Origin of the sequence: Klebsiella sp. 1SOBk5mer (assembly GCF_046603115.1) — a bacterium.
Classification (GTDB): Bacteria; Pseudomonadota; Gammaproteobacteria; order Enterobacterales; family Enterobacteriaceae; genus Klebsiella; species Klebsiella quasipneumoniae.
On the sequence record NZ_JBKIUU010000004.1, the window covers coordinates 266,561 to 288,536 of the forward strand.

A 21,976-nucleotide genomic window follows, 5' to 3' on the forward strand; every position below is an offset into this window, starting at 1 on the left:
GGCCGCGGTTAACCCCACCGCGGTGATAAAAGGTGAAGGAGTGCGTAGCGCGATGAACCCCAGTTTTGGCGATATTTACGATCGGTACCAGAAGCTGTCGCTGACCACGCACCTGCCGGCGGTCATCGCCTGCAGTGAAACCCTGAGCCTGAGTAAAGACCAGCCATTTCTGCCGCAGCCGGGCTATCTCTATTTTTTGCTGCAGGGGCAAATGACGTTGGCCTTTGGTGATGAGCAGAACCTGCTCGGGATTGTTATCGCGCATATGCCGTTAGGGCTGCTTGAACATTATTGTCCGTCGGTGGCGCTCTATTATCGGTGTCTGGGTGAATGCCAGCTGGCGAAAATATCCGCCAGCGATTTTGAACGGATATTCTTTCATTCGTCGCCGGGCTATATGCAAGAGCTGACCACGATCCTGGCCTATATGGGCATATTTGCCCTTGATGCCCACTATGAACGCGGCAGCCAGACCAGCTTTCAGACCATTAAATCAATGCTGTCGCGCTATTTATATCGTGGAGGAATCGATGGTGGTCAGCATGAAAGCCTGTCGGCATTTATTATTAAACGAACCAATCTTTCGCGCAGCTATGTTTATCAGGTGCTGGCCGCCCTGCGCGAGGGAGGATATATCACGGTGAAAAAAGGCAAACTGATTTCCATCGACCGTCATATTCCTGAGAAATTCTGATTCAGGTTCGTCGGCTCCCCGACATAACGTCGCTAAAACCCGCCCGAGGAAAGCGCTACGCGCGCGTTTTCCCCCGGCCCCGTTACGCCTGAACCTGGCCGTTTTATTTATTTAACCTTTCACTCTGGAGTTATTTTATGACCCTGGACTATGTGGCGCTGGCCATTCTCATCGCCGTGGCCTTAATACTTTTTTATGGCGTGATTGTTATTCACGATATTCCTTATGAAATCGCCAAAGAGCGGCGCCATCCTCATCAGGATGCGATTCATTATGCCGGCTGGGTCAGCTTATTTACCCTGCATGCCCTGTGGCCCTTATTGTGGATCTGGGCGACGCTGTGGCGCGAAGACCGCGGATGGGGAATGCGCCGCATCGCCGACGATCAGCAGGCCCTGCATCAGCGTCTGGAGACGGTCGTTCAGCGACTGGAGCAGGTGCAGCGCGAGGTCGAGGAACTTAAAGCGAAGGAGGCAGAGTAATGGAAACGTTAATGTTGCTGACCTACGCCGCGCTATGCATCGTGGTGTTTAAAGTTTTCCGCATTCCGCTCAATAAGTGGACCGTGCCGACGGCGGTGCTCGGCGGTATCGCCCTGATTGGCGTGGTGATCTTCGGGATGAACTACAACTTCCCCTATACCGACGTCGGTAATCAGGTGTTTCGCACCGTGCCGATTGTGTCGCAGGTACGCGGTCGGGTGCAGACCGTACCGGTGAAGCCTAACCAGAGGCTGCATAAGGGCGATGTGCTGTTTACTCTCGACCCGACGCCGTTCCAGGCAAAGGTGGACGATCTGCAGGCGCAAATTAAAGCGGCCAGTCAGGATGCGCTCTCCCTCAACGCCGCGTTAAGCCAGGCGGAGGCCGAGCTGAGCAGAGCGGTGGCCCAGCGCGACCAGTCGCGGCGGGAGTATGCCCGCTTTCGGGAGGGGCATGCCCAGGGCGCCTTCTCCGATCAAATGGTCGATACCCGTCTACAGACGTGGAAAGCCGATGAAGCCAGCGTCAGCGCGGCTCAGGCGAACGTGGTTCAGGCGCGTAACGCGCTGGACTCGGTGGTGAAGGGCAAAAATACCACCGTGGCCTCCCTGCTGGCGCAGTTGCAGAAGGCGCAGTTTCAGCTGGATAACACCGTCGTCCGCGCCCCGGAAGACGGCTATGTCAGCACCGTCGGCTTACGGCCAGGCACCATGTCCACCGCGCTGGGGATGCTGCCGGTGATGACCTTTGTGCCGGTGGAGGGCGACGCCTCGCGGGAGTATGTCGCGGCATTTCGCCAGAACGCCCTGCAGCGTCTGCACAAAGGCGAGCCTGCGGAGCTGATGTTCCCGGCCATTCCGGGCACCGTCTTCCGCGGGGAAGTGGCCGACGTGCTGCCGGCGATTGGCGAGAGTCAGTTTCAGGGCCAGGGCAAACTGCTGACCACGGACGCGCTCAATACCCATGGCCGGGCGCTGGTGGTGCTGAAGGTGACCGATCCGCGATTTGCCGAATACGCCCTGCCGCAGGGGGCCACCCTCGAGGCGGCGGTCTACTCGGATCACCTGAAAGAGCTGTCGCTGATCCGGAAGATCCTGATCCGCATGAAGAGCTGGGAAAACTATATCTATCTCGATCACTAAGCCGGCGGGCGCGGGGAGGCCGTATCCTCCCCGCGCCGCGGTCAGGCCTCGCTGTCCACCAGCCCGTCAATAATCACCTGCCGCACCCCCTGCGAACAGGGCTCAATACGACCGCGCACGCCGTAGACGGCCGCCAGGGTCTCGGGGGTGATGACCGCGGCCGGGGTGCCGTCGCCGAGCAGCTGGCCCGCTTTGAGCATCAGCACGTGGTCGGCGTGACGCAGGGCAATATTGATATCGTGCACCACCACCAGGGTCACGATGTTGCGCCGTCGGGTCTCCCGGCGCACCAGATCCATCACGTGAAATTGATAGTTGAGATCAAGCGCGCTGAGCGGTTCGTCGAGCAGTAGCAGGCGCGGCTGGCGAATCAGCGACTGGGCGAGACCCACCAGCTGTTTTTGCCCGCCGGAGAGCTGATCGAGGTAGCTCATCGCCAGATGGGCAATTCCCAGCTGGCGCAGTAGCGCCATCACCTCCTCCTGGTGCTGCGGACTGTGGCGTCCTCCGGCGGCGCGCTGGGCCACGATAATCGACTCCAGCACATGCAGATGCACGCCGGCAGGCAGCGTCTGCGGAAGATAAACCACCTGTTCCGCGCGACGTGCGAACGGCTGCGTCAGCAGATTTTCCCCCTCCAGCAGCAGCTCGCCGCGGCAGGGGCCCAGACCCGCCATCGCCCGCATTAACGTCGATTTACCGCTGCCGTTTGGCCCCAGCAGCGCGGTGATTTTCCCCCGCGGCAGATGGGGAACCGTCAGGTTCTCGATCACCTTGCGTCTGGGGTAGCCGGCGCTGAAGTGAGACAGCGACAGCCCGGATAACGTTTGGTCGCTCATACCTGCCCCCGGTGACGTAAAATAATGCTTAAAAAGAACGGGACCCCTACCAGGGAAGTGACGATCCCCACCGGAATAATGGCCCCCGGGATCAGGTTCTTCGAGGCGATGGAGGCCAGGGAGAGCACCAGGGCGCCGATCAGCGCGCTGGCGGGCAGGTAAAAGCGATGGTCTTCGCCGAAGAGCATCCGCGCAATATGCGGCGCCACCAGGCCGATAAAGCCGATTGGCCCGACAAAGGCCACCGAAAGCGCCGACAAAATGCTGATCCGCAGCAGTGTGGCCAGGCGCAGACGGCGAACGTTAATGCCAAAGCTGATGGCCCGGTCCTCGCCCAGCCGCAGGGCGGTCAGCTTCCACGCGCTGCGCAGCGACAGGGGCATCACCAGCGCCAGGGCGACCAGCAGGATGGCGACTTTGCTCCAGGAGGCGCGGTCGATGCTGCCCATGGTCCAGAACACCAGCCCCTGCAGCGTGTCTTCATTGGCGATAAACTGCAGCATCGAGACCAGGGCGTTAAAGGTAAAGACCAGCGCGATGCCGAACAGAATGACGCCGGAGGTGGCCACCTGGGTCCAGCGGGTAATGCCGTCCAGCAGCAGGGCCGCCAGCAGGGCGAAGATAAAGGCGTTGGCCGAGATAAACCACTGGCCGGGAATACCGGGCAGGCCAATACCCAGTACAATCGCCAGCGCGGCGCCAAACGCCGCAGCCGAGGAGACGCCGAGGGTAAACGGACTGGCCAGCGGGTTATTGAGGATGGTCTGCATTTCGGCACCGGCCAGTCCCAGCGCCAGACCGACGATAATCGCCATCACCGCATAGGGCAGCCGGATGTCCCAGACGATGGCGCGAGTGCCCGGATCGGCGCTGGCCGGATCGGTTAACGTCTGCCACAGGCTCTGCAGCGGCAGTCCGGAGGGGCCGAGCATAAAATCGAGCAGCAGCGAAGCGACAATCAACAGCGCCAGCAGCAGCATCAGCAGCAGGCGGCGACGCACGATATGGCGATAATGATCCATCACGCCAGGCGTCCCGGCGGGCAGCCCGTCCAGAACGGAGTCGGAAGTTAAACGCATGCCGGATTACTCGCTCTGCTGCCAGGAAAAGACGAACGGCTGGTCCGGCAGGTCGGTGAAATGGCGCACGATATAATGATAAGTCTCATCCGGGTTGAGATCGCGGAAGGCCTGCGGATAGATATCTTTCGCCAGATACTCCATGCCGACAATATTCCACGGGTGATTATAGAAGTGGTGATAGACGCCATAGGCCCGCTTTTCCTGAACCGCCGGGATCTGGCTGACCCCTGGCCGCGCCAGCAGCGTCTGCGCCTGGGTCTTCACCGCCTCCGGCTTGACTTCATAGCCCAGGGGCAGCACCTGGCTGTTGCCACGCTTCGAGCCGGTCATGATCCAGGCGTCGGGCTTCATGCTGATGATTTTCTCCAGCGAGACGAACCCGGAGGCGCCCGGCAGCAGCTGCGAACCGATATTGTTCGCCCCGACCGCCTCCACCAGCCCGCCCCAGCCGCTGTGGCCATGAGTAAAGCAGCAGGCGTCGCTGTTGCCGGCCAGCGCTTCCACGAAGACGTTGGCCTTCGGCGTGATGGCTGCGGTTTTCTGACGAATCGTCTGCAGCTGATGGCGATAGTAATCGGTAAAGGCTTTGGCCTGGCTCTCGCGGTTAAGCACTTTGCCCAGCAGGTCGATGCTGGGGGCGGTATCTTTCGCCGGGTCGATCTCATAGTCGACAAACAGCACCGGAACGTGCAGGGCGCTAAGCTTGTCAATGACCCCGCTCTCCATCAGCGCAGGCCTGGCGCGCAGCTGGGCGATCATCAGATCCGGCTGGCGGGCGATGACGCTTTCAAGATCGACGTTCCCCTTGTCGCTGAAGCCCATGTCCAGAATCGTAGCCGACTGCGGCCACGCCGTTTTCAGCATCTGCCAGGTGGCAACATCCTGCTTTTTCGCCAGATTATTCCATGCCACCAGCCGCTTAAACGGATTGTCCCGGTCCAGCAGGGCGAGGGTCATAATGTCGCGACCATCCTGCAAAATAATACGCTGCGGCTCTTTGACCAGGGTGACCTGCCGGCCGTCAAGGTCGGTAACCGTCAGCGGATATTGGGTCGCATAGCTGAGGAAGGGCGTCGCGATCAGCGCAGTAAGCAACAGCGATCTTACTGATTTTCTTGCCATAAAAGGAGTTCCGTTTGCCAATTTATAAATATAATGATTCTGAGAATTATTCTCGAGTAAACCTCAACGGCAAGTATATCAAGGGCAAATTTCACGAAATGTAACAAACGTGTTGGAAATTATGTGAACGCCGACAGGGCGCGCGGCGGCAGCATTTTCTGCCATGATTGGAGGGCGAAAACGTTTTTCAGGCTAATTCCTAATGTCATCCCCGGTTCGCTGTGCCATCCTGAATGCGACTCATAACATGACATGTGAGAGAGGATATTATGAAAAAAGCAATGATTGCGTTATCGGCTATTCTGGTTGCGGCTCCGGTTTTTGCTGCGACAACACATGCAACAGATGATACCGTCGCGGCGGCCAATGCCAACGCCAACACCGCCAAAGAGAAGCTGCACCAGGCCCAGCACGAGGGCGAAGAGCAGCAGCTGAAGGCGAAACATGCGGCCGAAGGCAAACAGGATAGCGTCGGCAGCCAGGTGAGCGAAGGCGCGCAGAAGACCTGGAACAAGACCAAAGAAGGGACTGAGAAAGGTTGGGATAAGACCAAAGAGGTCAGCGAAAAAGGCTGGAACGCCACCAAATCCGGCGCAGAAAAGGGCTGGGATAAAACCAAATCCGGCGCTGAAGAGTTAAAAAATAAAGTGACTGAGTAAGTCCTGATAGCAGTCTGAATAAAGGTCGCGAGAGCGGCCTTTTTTATTGCTCGTCCTCCCCCATAATGCCTTCCCCGACAGCAGAAACCCCAGGTGCCAGGAATCGTCCTGGTTAAGCGGATACTCACTCTTTCTTCACATTTTCCCGTTACAAAGAACTTCAATCAGGAGGTGTACGATGAAAAAGATGATTTCTCTGGCGGTAATGTTATCCACTGTGCTGAGCGTCCCGGCCTTTGCCGATGGCCCGAACGACGGCCATCGCCCGGGGCAGCCAACGGTGTGGCAGAACGGTCCGGATCATAATGGGCATGCGCCGCAGGGCGGACCTGACGCGCATCATCAGGGTGACCATGACCAGCGTGGCCCGGATCGTGACGGTCATGACAAACGCGATCAGGCACGTCATGAGCAGGACCATTTCGCCTGGCGCGGTAACGATTTCCGCAAAGGCCACCCGGCTCCGGCGCCGTTCCGTGGCGATGAGTATCGCGTCCGTGACTGGAGCGACCGCGGCCTGCCGCCCCCGCCGGAGGGCCATCACTGGTCCTATATCGACGGTAACTATGTGCTGATCGCCGCGGCGACCGGGATCATCACCTCGATTCTGGTGAGCGGCGCCCTCGGCCACTAAATGCGCTTTTCCCAACGCCGGGCAGGGAACACCTGACCCGGCGATGGATCACCGCCGGGGCTACGGGTTCAGTTCGTCATCCGGCCAGTATTTATAGCCATTGACCATCGCCTGGGCGGCCAGCCCCTTGTCGGTGATTTCATAGACGTTCACTTTCGACGGCAGCGAGGAGGTGTCCTTCGCTACGCCGTTCGCGGAGGCGGCGATCGGCGCGATGCCTTTGTCATCATATTTCGCCGCGGCGTTCGCATCGGCGCCGACCATATATCCCTGGCGGATAAAGTGATCCAGGGCCGCTTTATCATGGAAGACCAGCACCGTGCGCTGCTGCTTGATCCCTATTCCCAGACCGGCGCCGCCCTGGGCCATTTTCATATAGGTGTCCTTTCCGGAGGCCGTATCCCGCACCACGCCGTAGCCGCTGCCAAATCCGAACAGCAGGATCTTGCTGCTGTTATTGGCGAATACCGCATAACCCTTCGCATGCTGAATATCGCTGCGGGCCTCGGGCTGCAGGGTGTAAAGTTTATTGAGGGTTTCGTTGCGCATCTTCTGAATGCTGGCCCGCTGCTGGCTGGCGGTATCGCCCTGCGCGCTGCAGCCCGCCAGCGCGGTCATGGCGACGAGGAAAAGCGTCTGTAATTTCATAGAAATCTTTTTATTTAAATCTGAATATGGCCGGGGATGGTAGGGTAAATAATGGTTAATTATCCATAAAATAAACGTTTATTTTTAAACTTCGCCGTTTTTAATGCTTATTGCACTGTTGCGAACGCATTATTAAATAAGATGCCGCCATCGCCGCTATTAGAAATCCTGCTTGCATAAAGTTTTCACCACGATACCGTGTTAAGTCCTTACGATATTTCCCGGAGAGCGGCATGAGTGATTATGTAATTCCAGAAATTAAAGCGACGGAAGCGGAAATGATTTCTCTGCGTCATTATTTACATGCCTATCCGGAATTAAGTCTGGAAGAGTTTAATACCAGCGAACTGGTTGCCGGCAAGCTGACCGAGTGGGGCTACCAGGTGACGCGCGGCCTCGGCAAGACCGGGGTGGTCGGCAGCCTGAGCAAAGGCGACTCGCCGCGCACCATCGGCCTGCGCGCCGATATGGACGCTCTGCCGATTCATGAAACCACTGGTTTACCCTGGGCCAGCACGGTGTCGGGGAAAATGCACGCCTGCGGTCATGACGGTCATACCACCATTCTGCTGGCGGCGGCGAAATATATCGCCTCGCCGGCCTGTCAGTTCAACGGCACGGTGCATCTGATTTTTCAGCCGGCGGAAGAGGCTATCGGCGGCGCCGATTTAATGATTAAAGACGGCCTGTTCGAGCAGTTCCCCTGCGAACGCATTTTCGGTCTGCACAACATGCCGGGGCTGCCGGTGGGCAAGCTGGGCTTCTACGCCGGTAACTTTATGGCCTCGGCGGACACCGTCAAAATCACCCTTACCGGCTACGGCGGCCACGGCGCCCATCCGGAGCGCACCGTCGACCCGATCGTCGCCGGCGCGGCGCTGGTGATGGCTCTGCAGAGCATCGTGGCGCGCAACGTGCCGCCGGGCGAAACGGCGGTGGTCAGCGTCGGCACCTTCCAGGCCGGTATCGTCTCCAACGTTATTCCGGAGAGCGTGGTGATGGAACTCAGCGTGCGGGCGATGAAGCCGGAAATCCGCGACCTGCTGATCAAACGTATTCACGAGCTCAGCGAATTTACCGCCAAAAGCTATGGCGCCAGCAGCGCAGTAGAGGTTTACGACTCCTACCCGGTATTAACCAACAGCCCCGAAGAGACTGATTTCGCCCGGGCGCTGGCGCTGGAGGTGTTTGGTCGCGAGGGGGTGCTGGAGTCGGTCTCGCCGATGAACGCCAGCGAGGACTTCGCCTTTATGCTGCGCGAACGTCCGGGCTGCTACTTCCTGCTGGGCAACGGCGAGCAGGGGGAGAAGGGCGGCTGCATGGTGCATAACCCCGGCTACGACTTCAACGATGACATTATCACCACCGGCGCGACGCTGTTCGCCCGCCTGGTGGAAAAGCACTGCCGTTAACCTCTGGAGAAGAACTTGAATGAAAAAATCACTGTTGCTATGGCTGGCGTTAATGGCGTCGACGTCGGCGCTGGCCGACGGGGGAAAGGCGATCCGCTTCGGCGTCGACCCGACCTTCGCGCCGTTTGAATGGAAGGATCCGCAGGGCAAGCTGGCGGGGTTTGATATCGATCTAGGCAACGCCATTTGCCAGCAACTGCAGGCGAAATGCGTGTGGGTGGAAAGCAATTTCGACGGCATTATCCCGGCGCTGAAGGCGCGGAAATTCGACGCCATCCTTTCCGGGATGTACATGACCGAGAAGCGTAAAGCGCAGATTGCCTTTAGCGACAAGCTGTATAACGGGCCGGTGTTTCTCGTGGCGCGTAAAAATACCCTGCAAGGCAATACGCCGGCGCAGCTGAAGGGCAAAACCATCGGCGTCGAGCAGGGGTCGGCGCAGGAGACTTACGTCAATCAGCACTGGCGTCCGCAGGGGATCAACATTGTGGCCTACCAGGGGGCCGATAGCGTGGTGCGCGATCTGGAGTCCGGGCGCATCGACGGCGCGGTGCTTTCCGGGATGATGGCCGACTACAGCTTCCTGCAGCAGCCGCAGGGTAAGGCATTCACCTTTGTCGGCGGCCATCTGCAGGATGATACGCTGTTTGGCGCCGGGGCGGCGATCGGCTTGCGTAAAGACGATGAGGCGCTGCGTCAGGAAATAAACGGCGCGATTGCGAAGATCCTTGCCGACGGCACCTATAAAAAATTAGCCAGCAAATATTTTAGCTTTGATGTTTATTCCGGGACATAATGTCTGAGTGTACCCGCGGGCAAGGATCGCCCGCCGTAAGATTCCTTTTCTGATTATCCAATCGACCTCCTCTCCTGACCCCTGTGGTTACCTGAGGGAAGCAGAATATAAGCTAAGGAGTACTCGGCATGATGACACGTCCCTTGGGCAAAACCGGATTTTCCATCGCCCCGTTAGTGTTTGGCGGTAACGTCTTTGGCTGGACCATTGATGAAAAAACCAGTTTTGCCCTTCTTGATGCTTTTGTTGACCATGGTTTTGACGCTATCGACACGGCGGATGTTTATTCCCGCTGGGCGGAGGGCAACCAGGGCGGCGAATCCGAAACCATTATCGGCCGCTGGCTGCAGGCGCGTCCCGGCATGCGCGATAAGGTCAAAATCTTCACTAAAGTCGGCTCCGATCTCGGCCTTCCTGGCCATAAGGGACTCAGCAAAGCCTGGATCCAGCAGGCGGTAGACGACTCCCTGCGCCGCCTTAATACCGACTACATCGACCTCTACTTTTCCCACTGGCCGGATCCGCAAACTCCGGTAGCGGAAACGCTGGAGGCTTTCCACAGCCTGCAGCAGGCGGGGAAAATTCGCGCGATGGGGGCCTCTAACCTCGATGCGATGCAGCTGGCGGGGGCGCTGGAGGTGGCGCGTAAGGGCGGCCTGCCTGCCTGGCAGGTGCTGCAGCCGGAATATAACCTCTACCACCGCTCCTCCTTTGAAGGCGCGCTGTGCGATCTCTGCGTCAGCCGTGATATCGGGGTGGTGACCTACTACAGCCTGGCCTCGGGGTTCTTAACCGGTAAGTACCGTCAGCCGTCGGATCTGGCGCAGAGTCAGCGCGGAGGGGGGATTGGTAAGTACCTGAATCCGCGCGGGATGCGGATTATCGATACCCTGGTGGCGGTCGCGGACGAGCTGGGGGCGAAGCCGGCGGAAGTGGCCCTGGCGTGGCTGATCGGCCGCGAAGGGGTGACCGCGCCGATCGCCAGCGCCACCAGCGTGGCCCAGGTGGAAAGTTTTGCCCGCGCGGCGGCGCTGAGCCTGAGCGCGGAGCAGGTGGCGCGGCTGGACAGCGCCAGCGCCTGAGTCACGCCCTCTTCCCGGCGGGGAGAGGGGGAAGGGCTATAAATGGCGCGGACCGCAGGCCGGGTAAGGCGCAGCCGGCATCCGGCAACATGACGGGTATCGAGCCTGATATCTTGCCCGGTGGCGCTGCGCTTACCGGGCCTACGAGGTATGAGCCTGTGAGAGGACCCTGTAGGCCGGGTAAGGCGCAGCCGCCACCCGGCATAAAACGGCTCTGTGCCTGCTGTCATCGCCCGGCGGCGCTGCGCTTGCCGGGCCTACGAGGTATGAGCCTGTGAGAGGACCCCGTAGGCGGGTCAGGCGCAGCCGCCACCCGGCAAAATAACGGCACAACCGGAAATGTCCTTGTTCGCACTGCGCCTGGCAGGGCTACAACTTCTATGTTAATTCCGGGCAGATTGCGCTCCCGGCTAATCGTCTGCGTTATGTCAATCATGGCGCAGGGAGCGCACAGGGGGCGGCCAGTCGCCGCCGCCCCCTGTACCCCCGGGCTCCGGCCAGCAAAATCGCCGCTGCGCGGTCCCTTCGACTTATCCCTGCAGGCTTCGGGTCGGGCCGAGGCAGCGTCCGTGCAAAACACGGCCCTCAGCCCGCATCCATGCGGGCTGCCCCGGCCTTCCGGGAACGTCTCAGCGATTTTGAGGCCGTCAGCACCGGCAGTTTCAGCAACAATGGTGAATAAATTAACGACAGGTCGTACGAACGTAGGCCGGGTAAGGCGCCAGCCGCCACCCGGCATAAAAACGGCTCCGTACCCGCAGTCATCGCCCGGCGGCGCTGTGCTTACCGGGCCTACGCTGTGTCAGCCTGTGAGAGGACCCCGTAGGCCGGGTAAGGCGCAGCCGCCACCCGGCAATAGGACGGGCGTGGTGCCTGAAAGCGTGCCCGGCGACGCCCCTTTATTCCTGATGGCGGGTGACGTTGAGGATCTTCGCGCTGGCGCCGACCGGGAAATTGCTGAGGGCGCCGAAGTCGCTGCCCTGATAGCCCATGATCTTGCCGTCGGTGCGCATTTGCTGAAGATCGATCAGGATCACCCCCAGCGTCGGAATGATTTTCTCGCGCCAGACAAACAGATAGAGATCCTCCGCCACCAGTACATAGTGGCAGCGGTCGACATCCGCCAGCCCCTTTTCCACGCCGTCCAGACACTGCCAGGCGTAAAAATTATCGTTGAGATAGATGTGCTCATAGCGCTCGGTCGGGCTGTAGGTGTACTGATTGCGCATGCCGACCAGCGCAGGAGTAAAGCCCGGCAGCGGCCCCGGCTGCGTATCCAGGCGGGCGAAGACAAAGCGCGCTTCTACCGCGGTCAGCGGCAGGCCTCGCTCCACCCGGCTGAAGGCGTCCAGCCGCGCGGCGGCTTCGTCCGGCAGCTGGCCATAGACCAGGGTAGCGTTGCGCTGCGTCAGGTTACATACCGCGCTGATGCTGGCGTTATCCCGCTCCGGGTCAAGGAAGTCGATAAACAGAATATCCGGGCGCAGGGCGGTCGCCCGCCAGGGGGCGCGCGTGCCGTTCCAGCTTAGCGTCTGCTCATCTTTGATGATCAGCTGCTGCGGCTCGCTCCCGGCGACATAAAAGGTAAAGCGCTCGCCTGCGGGCAGGCTGGCGGTGGCGAGTACATTACCGTGTGGCGCAAAACCATCGGCCAGCGCGCCGACCTGGATAAATACGGCTTCTGAAGTCATAGGGGCTCCTGAACAGAGTAGGGCGTTAGGCAAACGCCAGAGTGGGAACATCGACGATACTGGCGCCGCCGTCGGCGACCAGCGTAGCGCCGCTGATGATGGCGGCCTGCGGTGAACAGAGAAACTGACAGACCTCGGCTATCTCCTCGGGGCTGGCGGGTCGGCGCAGCGGAACGTCGCGACAGACCCGCTGATACGCCTCAGTCAGCGACAACCCTTCCGCCTGCATCAGCGGGAGCATCTCTTCATCCGCCATCGGCGTGGTGACCCAGCCGGGGCAGACGGCGTTGGCGCGCACCCCCTGCGGGCCGTAATCGCGGGCGACGGAGCGCATCAGGCCGATTAAGGCGTGTTTGGCGGTGACGTAGCCGCAGGCCTGCGGACCGGCGGCCAGCGAGGCGATGGAGGCGACAAACAGCACGTTGCCGCGGCGGGCAATCAGCGAGGGCAGGCAGGCGCGAACGCTGGCGAAGGCGCTGGTGAGATTGCCGTCCAGCGCCTCGCGCCACTGGCGGTCGCTGGTATCGGCGGCGGGGCTGTTGCCCATCCCGCCGGCGCTGCAGATGAGGACATCAATACCGCCGGCCTGGTCGAGAATGGCCGGCAGCAGCCGCTGGCGCCACGCCTCGCCGTCGGCGGCATCGCCCATCAGCGCCGTGGCGCCGGTCTCATCGGCGACCGCCCGCAATGGCGCCTCGCGCCGTCCGGTAATAAACACCCGGTCGCCCGCGGCGCGCATCAGCCGCGCGCAGGCGGCGCCAATTCCGGTTCCGCCGCCGGTGATCACCACGACTCTCGCCATTCGCTCTCTCCTGTAATGGGGTTTCCGGTTACCTTAAAAAGCGCGCCAGCTCCCGGCTATCGCCCGGAAGAACGATAGCCGGGTCGGTTAATGGAGCTCGCTCACCGGGATCGCCTGCGGCGCCGGAACCGGCTTCATGGTGGCGGGGTCGACCGCCAGATAGCGTCCGGTCTTGCTGTCGATGCCGACGTAATCGATCATTTTGCCCTGCGCCCGGGTGACCATGGTGCGTCTGGCGAACGCCTCGTAGGCTTCGCTCATCGCTTTGACCCGATCGGGGTGTTGGGCCGCGACGTCATGAGTTTCCAGCGGATCGTCGTGCAGATTAAACAGCTGCCACGGCGCGTCGCCGGCGGTGAAGCCCCGCGGCACCAGCCGCCGCAGCTTCCATTCGCCATCGACCCACGCCGCCTGATGGTGCAGCTCGACGCCGTAGTTTCCGCGCGGCGGCTGCTGCACTTCGCCGGTGAGATAGCGCTTAAAGCTGACGCCGATCATCGGCAGCACCGGCTTCTTCGCCAGCGATTTGTTCGGGTCGATACCGGCGAATTCATACAGGGTCGGCGCCACGTCATACACCGCCATCGTCGAGGCGTCGATTTTACCGTGGCGGGTAATCCCGGGGCCGGCGATCATAAAGTCGGTGTTAATCCCGCCCTGAGCGCTGGTGGTTTTGTGATAGTTGGCGTAAGGGGCGTTGCTGACGTTGGCCCAGTGCGGGCCGTAGGAGACAAACGAGCCTTTGCGGCCAACGTTGTCATAGCTGTTGTCAAACTGCTTCCAGAATTCCGGGGTGGATTCGTAGTAGAAGCCCTGCGCCGGGTTGGCGCCGTTGTCGGTTAAGAACACCAGCAGGGTGTTTTTATCGCGACCGGTTTGCTTCAGCGTCTCCATCAGGGTGCCGATCTGCGCGTCCATATTGGCGATCATCGCCGCGTAGACCTGCATCACTTTCGCGGTATATTTCTGCTGCTCCGGGGTCAGCGCGTCCCACTCTTTATCCAGCTCAAGGTGCGGGAGCGGGGTGTTGTCATGGATAATCCCCAGCGCTTTCAGGCGGGCGATACGCTGGCGATAGACCTCGGCGTAGCCCTGCTCATACTGGCCTTTGAAGCGCTTGATCCATTCGTCAGGCGCCTGCAGCGGGTCGTGCGGGGCGGTAAAGGCCAGCCAGGCGAAGACCGGTTGTTCCTGCGGCGTGTCTTTAATCCAGCTGTTCATCTGCCGGGCGTAGGCCTCGCTGGAGTAGAAATCGTCCGGCAGGGAGACGCGCTCGCCGTCGCGGGTGTAGTAGGTGTGAAACGCTTCAACGGTACCCAGCGGAATAGCGTCGTTAAAATGGCTGGTGCCGCCGCCCATAAAGGCGAAAGCGTGGTTAAAGCCGCGGTCCTTCGGCGTGGCGCCGGGAACAAAACCGAGGTGCCACTTGCCGGCCATCAGAGTGTTATACCCCGCGTCTTTAAAGCGCTCGGCCATGGTGGTGACGCGGTCGGTCAGCCGCAGCTCGTAGCCCTCCTTGCCAATAGTGCTGTCATACCACCACATGCCGCCCATCCCGGCCTGCTGGTTGCTGTTGCCGGTGAGCAGCATGGAGCGCGCCGGGGCCGACATCGGCGAGGTGTAATACTGGCTCATGCGCATCCCCTGCTCGGCCATCGCCTGCAGGTTGGGGGTGGGGATCTCGCCGCCGAAGGGGCTAATGTCCGAGTAGCCCATATCATCGGCGATAATGACGATGACGTTCGGACGCTCCTGCTGCGCGGCGTGCGCGCCGCCGGCGAGGATGACACTGACCGCCGCGGCCATGGCTGTTTTATTCACAACGGATTCTCCTGTTTCAAAGGGATAGCTTCAGAGCAACGGGCTACGCCGGATGCGCGGCCCCGACAAACGCGGCCCGCCAGGCTTGCAGCCCTTCAAGGTCGCGGGAAAAGGGGCGCACTGGCGCAAGAATTTCGCTAAAGAAGCGGTAGTAGCCGCCGCAGAGGCGGTTGTTGCCCGCGGCGTTGAGATGCGCCGGACAGCCGCCCTGGCAGACCATTTTGACCGCGCAGGTCTGGCATTCGCGGCGCAGGCTTTTCTGCTGACCGAAAGGCAGTTGCACCGAGGCGTCGACCGCGGCGGCGAGCGTCTGCTCATCGAGGCGGCCCAGCCGATGCTCGGCGTTGATCAGATGATCGCAGGCGTAGAGCTCTCCGTCGGGCTCCATCACCAGATTGCTGCCGCAGCGGGCGCTGTGCACGCAGCTGCCGCTGGTGTGGGTGAAGTACTGCGCCCACGCCTGCTCGATATTGATGACGAACACCCGCCCCTTGTCGCAGCGTTTCTGCCACTGCCGCCAGATGCCGACCATAAAACGCCCCCAGTTATCGGCGCTCAGCTGATAGCCCTCGCGCAGCGCTGCGCCTTCGCTCATCAGCGGCTGAAACTGCAGATAGCGCGCGCCGAGGCTGACCACCCGGTCATAAATCGCCGCCGCGTGCGCCGCCATCTCGTTATGCACCACCACCAGCAGGTTAAACTCCACCTGATGCTGGTGGAGAAGGTCGATGCCGCGCAGCGCCGCCGGCCAGGTGGCCCGGCCGCGTTTATCCGGACGATGCTGGTCCTGTAGCGCTTCGCTGCCTTCGAGGCTCAAGCCGATAATAAAGCGATGCTCGCGAAACAGCCGGCACCAGGCGTCGTTGATCAGCGTGCCGTTGGTCTGCAGGCTGTTGCTGATGGTGACGCCGTCGGGGGCATAACGCGCCTGCAGGGCGAGCGCTTTTTTGTAGAAGCTCAGGCCGGCCAGCAGCGGCTCACCGCCCTGCCAGACAAAGTTGATTTCCCGCGCGCCGGCGGGCTGGGCGGCGATATAGCGGCGGATAAACTGCTCCAGCCGCGCCTCGTCCATCTTGTTGACCGGCGTTTCATCCTGTGGGTAATAGCAGTAGCGGCAGGCGAGATTGCAGGCGGGGCCAATCGGCTTCATCAGAATATGAAACGGCACCGGCGAGCGCGGCTCAGCGGCCAGCGGAATTTGCTGCTGACGCAGGGCGGCGATATTCAGCATCGGCTTATCCTCGGTTAATGACCGGCGCTGTTGATATTATTTTGGCAACAGCGGGTCAGGCGTAATCACATGATTAAGCCGCGGCGAAAATTAATTGCATCCTGTTAGAGGTATAAGTGAAAAAAAACAGAAATCCATCGTTCTTAAGGATGAGAGAGACGCGTCCGGGATAGGGTTTTTTTATCACCAGGGGCCTGTCCGCCGGGTGTTAATCTTTTTTGTTTATGTTTTAACGCCGCTATCGTAAAGCATGGCGGGTGTGTTTTTTAAATGCTTTATATAACAATTGATTGCTGAAAATTTTGTAACGGCTATCACACTGTTAATATGTTAATGATTGTGTTACTTAAATGTGAAATGTATGCTTCAATAATCGGTAGTCATTCATGTGTCATGTTCCAGCACCTCGACGGGGAGGCCCTATCATGTCTGCTTTGTTAAAAGCCAGCCGTAATGATGCGATAATAGCCCGTTGTTTACAGACTATTTCCCAGTTAATTCCACTGTCTTCGGCGGTATTTTATCGAGTAAATAATCGGTTAAAACCCGAAAACTATATATTGCATAATATTTCTGATAATACGCACCAACAATATCTGGAAAACTTCCAGCCGCTGGATCCGTTGCTGCCGTCGCGCTTTAGCCACCAGAACACCACCATGGCGGCGATGACGCCGCGGCTCTGCGACCGCAACCGGCATTATTATCATGAATTTATGTTGCCGAATAATGTGCGCGACATGACCGAGATCTTTATTCGCCGCGAGCGACGGATCGTCGCCGGTATCTCGCTGATGCGCGACGTGCCTTTCTCCAGCGAAGAGCGTCATCGGGCCCAGGCGGTGCTGCCGCTGGTGGAGCTGGCGATCCGCGACTGCCTGCAGGACGAAGATGACCTGCCCGCCATCCTGACGGCCAAAGAGCGGGAAATCGTCGGCATGGTGCGCGAAGGGGCCAGCAATAAGCTGATTGCCCGCCGGCTGGATATCTCGCTCTCGACGGTGAAAACGCACCTGCGCAATATTTTCGCCAAGACCGAAGTGGTCAATCGTACTGAACTCGTTTCCCGAACCTGGATGCCGGCCGCTCAGCGTACGCTGCATCTGTGATCTGACTATCGCATCCCGCGCGCGCCGTGGCAGCACGGCGTTTTCCTGATGCCTGTGGGTATCACTCCCTGGAGACCCCTCCGGGGGGAGGCTTTTTTGACCGGAGCACGCCCTACGATGTCGAGTACCCCTCTCACTGATCATGCGCTTTCCCGGCCCGCCGGGCTGGTTGTGTCCCTGCGTTTGCTGGCGGCGATTGTGATTTTCGCCGCTATTGCGCCGGGTATTCTGATGACCGCGCCGGCGGTGGCGGCGCAGCTGGCCAGCGAATGGCAGCTAAAACCCGGCCAGATCGGCTGGTTGTTCTCGGCGGAACTGGGGGCGATGAGCCTGGCGACGCTGCCGGCGTGGTGGTGGATGAGTCGCCTCGACTGGCGGCGGGTCGCCCTGACGGCCGGGGTCGTGTTTCTGACAGCCAATCTCGCCTCGGCGGCGGTGACCCAGTATGAGACGCTGCTGGCGGTGCGCTTTCTCGCCTCGCTGGCGGGCGGCACGCTGATGATTCTGTGCATCAGCTGCGCGGCGGGAACCTCGAACCCGTCGCGGGTCTACGCCTTCTGGGTGCTTGGGCAACTGCTGCTGGGGATGCTTGGCCTGCTGGTGCTGCCCGGGCTGTTTGCCAGCTTTGGCCTCAAGGTGGTCTATCTGATCCTCGCCGCCATTATGCTCTGCTGCCTGCCGCTGGTGTCTGCTTTCCCGCCGCGCTTTCAACCGTTGTCCGTCTCGCGCCAGCAGCCGCCGACGGCGCTGTGGCGTCAGGCGCTGGCGGTCCTCGCGGTGCTGACCTTCTATATCAGCCTTAGCGCGGTGTGGACCTTTATCGGCACCCTCGGCGCGGCGGCGGGCCTGAGCCCGACGCAGGTCGGCCTGGTGCTGGCGGCGGCGACGGTGTGCGGCATTATCGGCGCGGGGGGCGCGGCCCTGCGCGGCACCCGGCGGGCCGACCGTTTGCCGGTGTGGCTGGGCTACGGCCTGCTGATCCTCAGCGTCGCGCTGCTGATCGGCCAGCCGCTGCTGGCGCGCTACGCCATCGCGGCGCTGCTGTTTAAGTTCACCTGGACCTTCGTGCTGCCCTTTATTCTCGCCCGCGTCGCCGGGCTCGATAACAACGGCCGGCTGATGAACAGCATTAATCTGGTGATCGGCGGCGGCATGGCGGCCGGTCCGGCATTAGCCGGGGCTTTACTGCAGCATTTTGCCAGCGCCGATCCGCTGCTGCTGGCGGCAGGGGGCTGCGCGCTGCTGTCACTGATTTTGATTGCGGCGGCGTCGGCCGCCGGCAAAGGCTTAGCCAACGGGAGGATAGAGTGAAAAGAAAAACCGGTTTCTTCTTTGATGAACGTTGTTTCTGGCACAGTACTGGTCTGCACGCGGTGACGCTGCCGGTGGGCGGGTGGGTGCAACCGCCCGCCGGCGGCGGTCATGCCGAATCGCCGGAGACCAAACGGCGGATGAAAAACCTGATGGACGTCTCCGGGCTGACGCCGCAGCTGGCGCTGCGCAGCGCGGCGCCGGCAAGCCTTGCGGACCTGCGGCGGATCCATCCCGACAGCTATCTTGAGCGCTTCAAGGCGATAAGCGATAACGGCGGCGGCATGCTGGGCAAAGAGGCGCCGTTGGGGCCGGGCAGTTATGAAATCGCCTGTCTCTCCGCCGGCCTGGCCTGCGCGGCGGTGGAAGCGGTGCTGAAGGGCGAGCTGGATAATGCCTATTCGCTGTCGCGGCCGCCCGGACACCACTGCCTGCCGGACCAGTCGATGGGCTTCTGTTTCCTCGCCAATATTCCGATTGCCGTCGAGCGGGCGAAAGCGCTGCTGGGGCTCGGCAAGGTGGCGATCATTGACTGGGACGTTCATCACGGCAACGGCACCCAGCATATCTACCTGCAGCGCGACGACGTGCTGACCATCTCCTTGCATCAGGACGGTTGCTTCCCACCCGGTTATGCCGGTGAGGACGATCGCGGCGCTGGCGCGGGCGAAGGTTACAACATCAATATTCCGCTGCTGGCCGGGGCGGGGGACGACAGCTGGCGCTATGCGCTGGAAACCATCGTTATTCCGGCGCTGGCGCGTTTTGAGCCGGAGCTGATTATCATCGCCTGCGGCTATGATGCCAACGCCATGGACCCGCTGGCGCGGATGCAGCTGCACAGCGACAGCTTCCGGGCGATGACCGGGCTGGTGCAGCAGGCGGCGGATCGTCTGTGCGGCGGGAAACTGGTGATGGTGCACGAGGGCGGCTACGCCGAATCCTACGTGCCGTTCTGCGGCCTGGCGGTGATGGAGGCCCTGAGCGGCATTCGCACCGCGGTCCAGGATCCGCTGCTGGACTTTATTCAGCAGCAGCAGCCGCGGGCGGAGTTTGCGCAGTTCCAGAGGCAGGCCATCGATCGGCTGGCGCAACGGTTTGGCCTGCAGTAAACCGGCTCAGCTTCCCCGCTGTGATGGCGGGGAAGAAAATGCTTTCTCATCTACGATTTCACCGCGCATCCACTGACTGACTGCCTGATCGATCATCGCCAGCACGCTGAGCAGCAGCATCCGCTGCTGCGCTTCCAGCCGCAGATAACGGCGCAGCGGCGGCATTTTACAGACCACTTCGCTGGCGGCCCAGGGTTCAATACTGCAGCGCCAGCCGTTACCGTCAAAGGTCAACGAAAAGCGGCGGTAGTCCAGCTCGCTTAGGGTCTGCTGGAGATTAGGAAACCCGTTGAGATAGCCGGCGAGTTCCTCGCTGCCTTTGCCGCCGATAAAGCGGATCGGCTGGCGTTTCCACCAGCCGGATTGATGGGCGCGAATGTGACCGCGCACGGGCCGGGTGACCGGCCCTGCGACGACAAATTCGCAGCTGTGAATGCTGGCCATAAACAGCCGCTTCTGACGCACGCTGAAGGTGACGGCGGTGGCGTCGTTCAATCGCAGCAGCGCGCTGCGCTCGCTCAGCTTTTCGCAGGGCCAGCCGGCCAGATCGCGCTGCACCGCGTTCATTAACGGCGTCTCAAACCAGGGGACGGAGGACATCTGGCGTCATCTCCCCGCGGGTCTGTTTTTCGTAGTTGCTGATGGCGCGGTCGACCACCTCTTCCACCACCAGCGGCTTGAACGGATTGACGCGCTGTACGCACACCGTCCAGAACAGGGCGTAGGCGGCGGTCAGGCCGAGCATAATGCCGAACGGCACCAGCACCTGGCGGCTGTCCATCCCCGGCGGGGTGATATTGACGATAGCGATGATAATTCCGACGCTGGAGATAATCTGCGGCAGCGGGAACCACGGCGAGCGGTAGGCGCGCGGCAGGTCCGGGCGGCGAATGCGCAGCATCACCACCGACAGAGTAACCAGCAGATAGGCGACGCCCCAAGCGCAGACCGCGGCGAGGATCAGCGGCACGATGCGGTCCAGATCGCCGTTCAGATACCAGGCGTGCAGGCAGGGGATCGCCACCCCGATGGCGATGGCGATCACCGGCGTTTTAAAGCGCGGATGCAGCCAGGTCAGGAAGCGGGGCAGCGCGCCGTCCAGCGCCATACCGTAAATAATGCGCGGTACCGCGGCCATCAGCGTATTGATGGTGGCGCAGCCCGCCAGCAGCAGCCCGACCCCCAGCCAGTACTGGCCGGCGTGGCCCATCACCCGCTCGGCAAAAGCCGGGATCGCCATCGGCGTATCCAGCAGATGGACGTTGTTGGCCGCGTCGAGCACCGTGTTCTCCACCTGGCGGTTGATCGCCGCCCCGTAGATAAACATGCAGCTGGCGACCCCCAGCAGGCCCAGCGCCATCGCCCGCGGAATGGTACGGTGAGCCTGTTTGATCTCCGGTGCCATCGGCGTCACCAGTTCGCAACCGACGAACATAAACATCGCCATGCCGATATAGCCGAACAGGCCATGGATATCGCTGACGTTCAGCGGCGTGCCGAACCAGCCGGAAAGATGGGTGACCGGCGCCATAAAAATGCCGCACAGGCCGAAAATGGTCAGCGTGCTCCACATGCCGAAGGTCAGCACCACTTCGACCTTGCCGAAGATTTCCACGCCGATGGCGTTCAACAGGCCGAAAACCACCACCATGCCGACGCCCACCATCCAGGTGTTCTGGTGAGCGGCCATCTGGGCGTTGATCGATTCGAAGTTCACCAGCGCCATAATGCCGGCCAGGATCGTCTCCGCCGTCCCGGCGAAAATATGCACGATCAGATAGGCGCACAGCGCGCCGGTGATGGCGAAGAAGCGTCCCATGCCGCAGGAGATGTAGTCGTACACCGAACCGGTGGTGGGAATGAGCGTCGCCGCCTCGGCAAAGGTGGTGACCTGCGCCTGCATCATAATAAAGGCCAGCAGCACCGCCAGCGCGAAGGTATCACCGCCCATGCCGAAGCCGCTGGTGACCGTCAGGATCACCGGGCTGGCCATAATCAGCCCGACGGAGCTGGCGAGAGTGGTCGGGAAGCCGACGACCCCGCGCTCAAGATGGCTGGCAAGTCTGTTACTAAACATAGTCAACCTCTGCACAATAGTGGGGGAGGGCAGGGAATAGCCAGCGCCACTCCCGGATAGTCATAATTTAGGCGGGCATCCTGCTCAACGAATATCGTCCGGAAGGTGGAGGGCGGCGCATGATTCTGTGACGCCGTCGATGAATGTGCGGGTGGATAAACAACATGACCCCGAAAACCGGGGCCATCCGTCTTGCCACATTGCGCCTGTTTCTGCCGGGTGGCGGCTGG

The 21,976-nt window shown here is 60.9% G+C and carries 21 protein-coding genes; 11 read left to right on the forward strand and 10 right to left on the reverse strand.

Features of this window, described 5'->3' with window-relative positions; translation table 11 throughout:
• Nucleotides 1-52 precede the first annotated feature (52 nt).
• The 3 genes from ACLH1U_RS12285 to ACLH1U_RS12295 all read left to right on the forward strand — a co-directional run bounded on the left by ACLH1U_RS12285 (nucleotide 53) and on the right by ACLH1U_RS12295 (nucleotide 2,318).
• Nucleotides 53-694 carry a Crp/Fnr family transcriptional regulator gene (locus ACLH1U_RS12285; protein ID WP_072420810.1) on the forward strand — a complete coding sequence of 214 codons (642 nt, stop codon included), beginning with the start codon at nucleotides 53-55 and terminating at the stop codon, nucleotides 692-694.
• A gap of 137 nt (nucleotides 695-831) precedes the next feature.
• On the forward strand, nucleotides 832-1,176 hold the full coding sequence (locus ACLH1U_RS12290; RefSeq protein WP_023288695.1) for a DUF3302 domain-containing protein: 345 nt from the start codon (nucleotides 832-834) through the stop codon (nucleotides 1,174-1,176).
• On the forward strand, nucleotides 1,176-2,318 hold the full coding sequence (locus ACLH1U_RS12295) for an HlyD family secretion protein (protein ID WP_411299268.1): 1,143 nt from the start codon (nucleotides 1,176-1,178) through the stop codon (nucleotides 2,316-2,318). The genes ACLH1U_RS12290 and ACLH1U_RS12295 overlap by 1 nt, the downstream gene beginning before the upstream one ends.
• Before the next feature lie 41 nt (nucleotides 2,319-2,359).
• Here the strand turns inward: ACLH1U_RS12295 and ACLH1U_RS12300 are convergent, their stop codons facing one another.
• From ACLH1U_RS12300 to ACLH1U_RS12310, 3 genes are read right to left on the reverse strand one after another with little or no spacing between them, the layout of a single operon-like run.
• Nucleotides 2,360-3,157: an ABC transporter ATP-binding protein gene (locus tag ACLH1U_RS12300; RefSeq protein WP_023288697.1), complete on the reverse strand. Its 798-nt coding sequence runs from the start codon at nucleotides 3,155-3,157 to the stop codon at nucleotides 2,360-2,362.
• Entirely contained in the window at nucleotides 3,154-4,182 is a 1,029-nt protein-coding gene (locus ACLH1U_RS12305) for a FecCD family ABC transporter permease (RefSeq protein WP_072096506.1), read from the reverse strand. The genes ACLH1U_RS12300 and ACLH1U_RS12305 overlap by 4 nt, the downstream gene beginning before the upstream one ends.
• A gap of 60 nt (nucleotides 4,183-4,242) precedes the next feature.
• On the reverse strand, nucleotides 4,243-5,361 hold the full coding sequence (locus ACLH1U_RS12310) for an ABC transporter substrate-binding protein (protein ID WP_050533036.1): 1,119 nt from the start codon (nucleotides 5,359-5,361) through the stop codon (nucleotides 4,243-4,245).
• A gap of 269 nt (nucleotides 5,362-5,630) precedes the next feature.
• Here ACLH1U_RS12310 and ACLH1U_RS12315 point away from each other — a divergent pair, with 269 nt between their 5' ends.
• Complete coding sequence (locus ACLH1U_RS12315) at nucleotides 5,631-6,020, forward strand: hypothetical protein (RefSeq protein ID WP_023288700.1); 390 nt, start codon at nucleotides 5,631-5,633, stop codon at nucleotides 6,018-6,020.
• 178 nt (nucleotides 6,021-6,198) lie between these two features.
• Complete coding sequence (locus tag ACLH1U_RS12320) at nucleotides 6,199-6,654, forward strand: RcnB family protein (RefSeq protein WP_023288701.1); 456 nt, start codon at nucleotides 6,199-6,201, stop codon at nucleotides 6,652-6,654.
• Between the two features lie 60 nt (nucleotides 6,655-6,714).
• Here the strand turns inward: ACLH1U_RS12320 and ACLH1U_RS12325 are convergent, their stop codons facing one another.
• Nucleotides 6,715-7,302, reverse strand: a complete 588-nt coding sequence (locus ACLH1U_RS12325) for a YSC84-related protein (RefSeq protein ID WP_032454772.1) — start codon at nucleotides 7,300-7,302, stop codon at nucleotides 6,715-6,717.
• Between the two features lie 233 nt (nucleotides 7,303-7,535).
• On the opposite strand from ACLH1U_RS12325, the gene ACLH1U_RS12330 reads away from it, so the two are divergent.
• From ACLH1U_RS12330 to ACLH1U_RS12340, 3 genes are all read left to right on the forward strand, one after another.
• Nucleotides 7,536-8,714, forward strand: a complete 1,179-nt coding sequence (locus ACLH1U_RS12330) for a M20 aminoacylase family protein (protein ID WP_411299269.1) — start codon at nucleotides 7,536-7,538, stop codon at nucleotides 8,712-8,714.
• 19 nt (nucleotides 8,715-8,733) lie between these two features.
• On the forward strand, nucleotides 8,734-9,510 hold the full coding sequence (locus ACLH1U_RS12335; protein ID WP_032454773.1) for a lysine/arginine/ornithine ABC transporter substrate-binding protein: 777 nt from the start codon (nucleotides 8,734-8,736) through the stop codon (nucleotides 9,508-9,510).
• Between the two features lie 128 nt (nucleotides 9,511-9,638).
• Nucleotides 9,639-10,592 (forward strand): aldo/keto reductase, encoded by a 954-nt coding sequence (locus ACLH1U_RS12340; protein WP_032454774.1) that lies wholly within the window; start codon nucleotides 9,639-9,641, stop codon nucleotides 10,590-10,592.
• 899 nt (nucleotides 10,593-11,491) lie between these two features.
• On the opposite strand, the gene ACLH1U_RS12345 is transcribed toward ACLH1U_RS12340, so the two are convergent.
• The 4 genes from ACLH1U_RS12345 to ACLH1U_RS12360 form a co-directional block, all read right to left on the reverse strand.
• The gene (locus tag ACLH1U_RS12345; protein ID WP_411299270.1) at nucleotides 11,492-12,283 is read right to left on the reverse strand and encodes a MoaF C-terminal domain-containing protein; all 792 of its coding nucleotides are present in this window, start codon (nucleotides 12,281-12,283) and stop codon (nucleotides 11,492-11,494) included.
• Nucleotides 12,284-12,308: 25 nt separating this feature from the next.
• Entirely contained in the window at nucleotides 12,309-13,085 is a 777-nt protein-coding gene (locus tag ACLH1U_RS12350; protein ID WP_049013140.1) for an SDR family NAD(P)-dependent oxidoreductase, read from the reverse strand.
• Nucleotides 13,086-13,172: 87 nt separating this feature from the next.
• A complete protein-coding gene (locus ACLH1U_RS12355) occupies nucleotides 13,173-14,906 on the reverse strand; it encodes an arylsulfatase (protein ID WP_023288708.1) in 1,734 nt (577 codons plus the stop codon).
• Nucleotides 14,907-14,949: 43 nt separating this feature from the next.
• Entirely contained in the window at nucleotides 14,950-16,137 is a 1,188-nt protein-coding gene (locus tag ACLH1U_RS12360) for an anaerobic sulfatase maturase (RefSeq protein ID WP_065882593.1), read from the reverse strand.
• A gap of 425 nt (nucleotides 16,138-16,562) precedes the next feature.
• Between ACLH1U_RS12360 and ACLH1U_RS12365 the strand changes: the two genes are divergently transcribed.
• From ACLH1U_RS12365 to ACLH1U_RS12375, 3 genes are all read left to right on the forward strand, one after another.
• The gene (locus ACLH1U_RS12365) at nucleotides 16,563-17,246 is read left to right on the forward strand and encodes a helix-turn-helix transcriptional regulator (protein ID WP_032454931.1); all 684 of its coding nucleotides are present in this window, start codon (nucleotides 16,563-16,565) and stop codon (nucleotides 17,244-17,246) included.
• Between the two features lie 117 nt (nucleotides 17,247-17,363).
• Nucleotides 17,364-18,557, forward strand: a complete 1,194-nt coding sequence (locus tag ACLH1U_RS12370; protein ID WP_369071669.1) for an MFS transporter — start codon at nucleotides 17,364-17,366, stop codon at nucleotides 18,555-18,557.
• The gene (locus tag ACLH1U_RS12375; protein ID WP_048334288.1) at nucleotides 18,554-19,669 is read left to right on the forward strand and encodes a class II histone deacetylase; all 1,116 of its coding nucleotides are present in this window, start codon (nucleotides 18,554-18,556) and stop codon (nucleotides 19,667-19,669) included. Before ACLH1U_RS12370 ends, ACLH1U_RS12375 begins: the two co-directional genes overlap by 4 nt.
• A gap of 6 nt (nucleotides 19,670-19,675) precedes the next feature.
• Here ACLH1U_RS12375 and ACLH1U_RS12380 read toward each other — a convergent pair whose 3' ends face one another.
• Nucleotides 19,676-20,269, reverse strand: a complete 594-nt coding sequence (locus ACLH1U_RS12380) for a DUF3156 family protein (RefSeq protein WP_023288713.1) — start codon at nucleotides 20,267-20,269, stop codon at nucleotides 19,676-19,678.
• Nucleotides 20,247-21,746 carry an APC family permease gene (locus ACLH1U_RS12385; protein WP_085551182.1) on the reverse strand — a complete coding sequence of 500 codons (1,500 nt, stop codon included), beginning with the start codon at nucleotides 21,744-21,746 and terminating at the stop codon, nucleotides 20,247-20,249. The genes ACLH1U_RS12380 and ACLH1U_RS12385 overlap by 23 nt, the downstream gene beginning before the upstream one ends.
• Nucleotides 21,747-21,976: the final 230 nt, after the last annotated feature.

Coding starts and splice junctions, on each gene's coding strand:
- ACLH1U_RS12285 (WP_072420810.1), top strand. CDS start 53: ATGAACCCCAGTTTTGGCGATATTTACGATCGGTACCAGAAGCTGTCG.
- ACLH1U_RS12290 (WP_023288695.1), top strand. CDS start 832: ATGACCCTGGACTATGTGGCGCTGGCCATTCTCATCGCCGTGGCCTTA.
- ACLH1U_RS12295 (WP_411299268.1), top strand. CDS start 1,176: ATGGAAACGTTAATGTTGCTGACCTACGCCGCGCTATGCATCGTGGTG.
- ACLH1U_RS12300 (WP_023288697.1), bottom strand. CDS start 3,157: ATGAGCGACCAAACGTTATCCGGGCTGTCGCTGTCTCACTTCAGCGCC.
- ACLH1U_RS12310 (WP_050533036.1), bottom strand. CDS start 5,361: ATGGCAAGAAAATCAGTAAGATCGCTGTTGCTTACTGCGCTGATCGCG.
- ACLH1U_RS12315 (WP_023288700.1), top strand. CDS start 5,631: ATGAAAAAAGCAATGATTGCGTTATCGGCTATTCTGGTTGCGGCTCCG.
- ACLH1U_RS12320 (WP_023288701.1), top strand. CDS start 6,199: ATGAAAAAGATGATTTCTCTGGCGGTAATGTTATCCACTGTGCTGAGC.
- ACLH1U_RS12325 (WP_032454772.1), bottom strand. CDS start 7,302: ATGAAATTACAGACGCTTTTCCTCGTCGCCATGACCGCGCTGGCGGGC.
- ACLH1U_RS12330 (WP_411299269.1), top strand. CDS start 7,536: ATGAGTGATTATGTAATTCCAGAAATTAAAGCGACGGAAGCGGAAATG.
- ACLH1U_RS12335 (WP_032454773.1), top strand. CDS start 8,734: ATGAAAAAATCACTGTTGCTATGGCTGGCGTTAATGGCGTCGACGTCG.
- ACLH1U_RS12340 (WP_032454774.1), top strand. CDS start 9,639: ATGATGACACGTCCCTTGGGCAAAACCGGATTTTCCATCGCCCCGTTA.
- ACLH1U_RS12345 (WP_411299270.1), bottom strand. CDS start 12,283: ATGACTTCAGAAGCCGTATTTATCCAGGTCGGCGCGCTGGCCGATGGT.
- ACLH1U_RS12350 (WP_049013140.1), bottom strand. CDS start 13,085: ATGGCGAGAGTCGTGGTGATCACCGGCGGCGGAACCGGAATTGGCGCC.
- ACLH1U_RS12360 (WP_065882593.1), bottom strand. CDS start 16,137: ATGCTGAATATCGCCGCCCTGCGTCAGCAGCAAATTCCGCTGGCCGCT.
- ACLH1U_RS12365 (WP_032454931.1), top strand. CDS start 16,563: ATGTCTGCTTTGTTAAAAGCCAGCCGTAATGATGCGATAATAGCCCGT.
- ACLH1U_RS12370 (WP_369071669.1), top strand. CDS start 17,364: ATGTCGAGTACCCCTCTCACTGATCATGCGCTTTCCCGGCCCGCCGGG.
- ACLH1U_RS12380 (WP_023288713.1), bottom strand. CDS start 20,269: ATGTCCTCCGTCCCCTGGTTTGAGACGCCGTTAATGAACGCGGTGCAG.
- ACLH1U_RS12385 (WP_085551182.1), bottom strand. CDS start 21,746: ATGTTTAGTAACAGACTTGCCAGCCATCTTGAGCGCGGGGTCGTCGGC.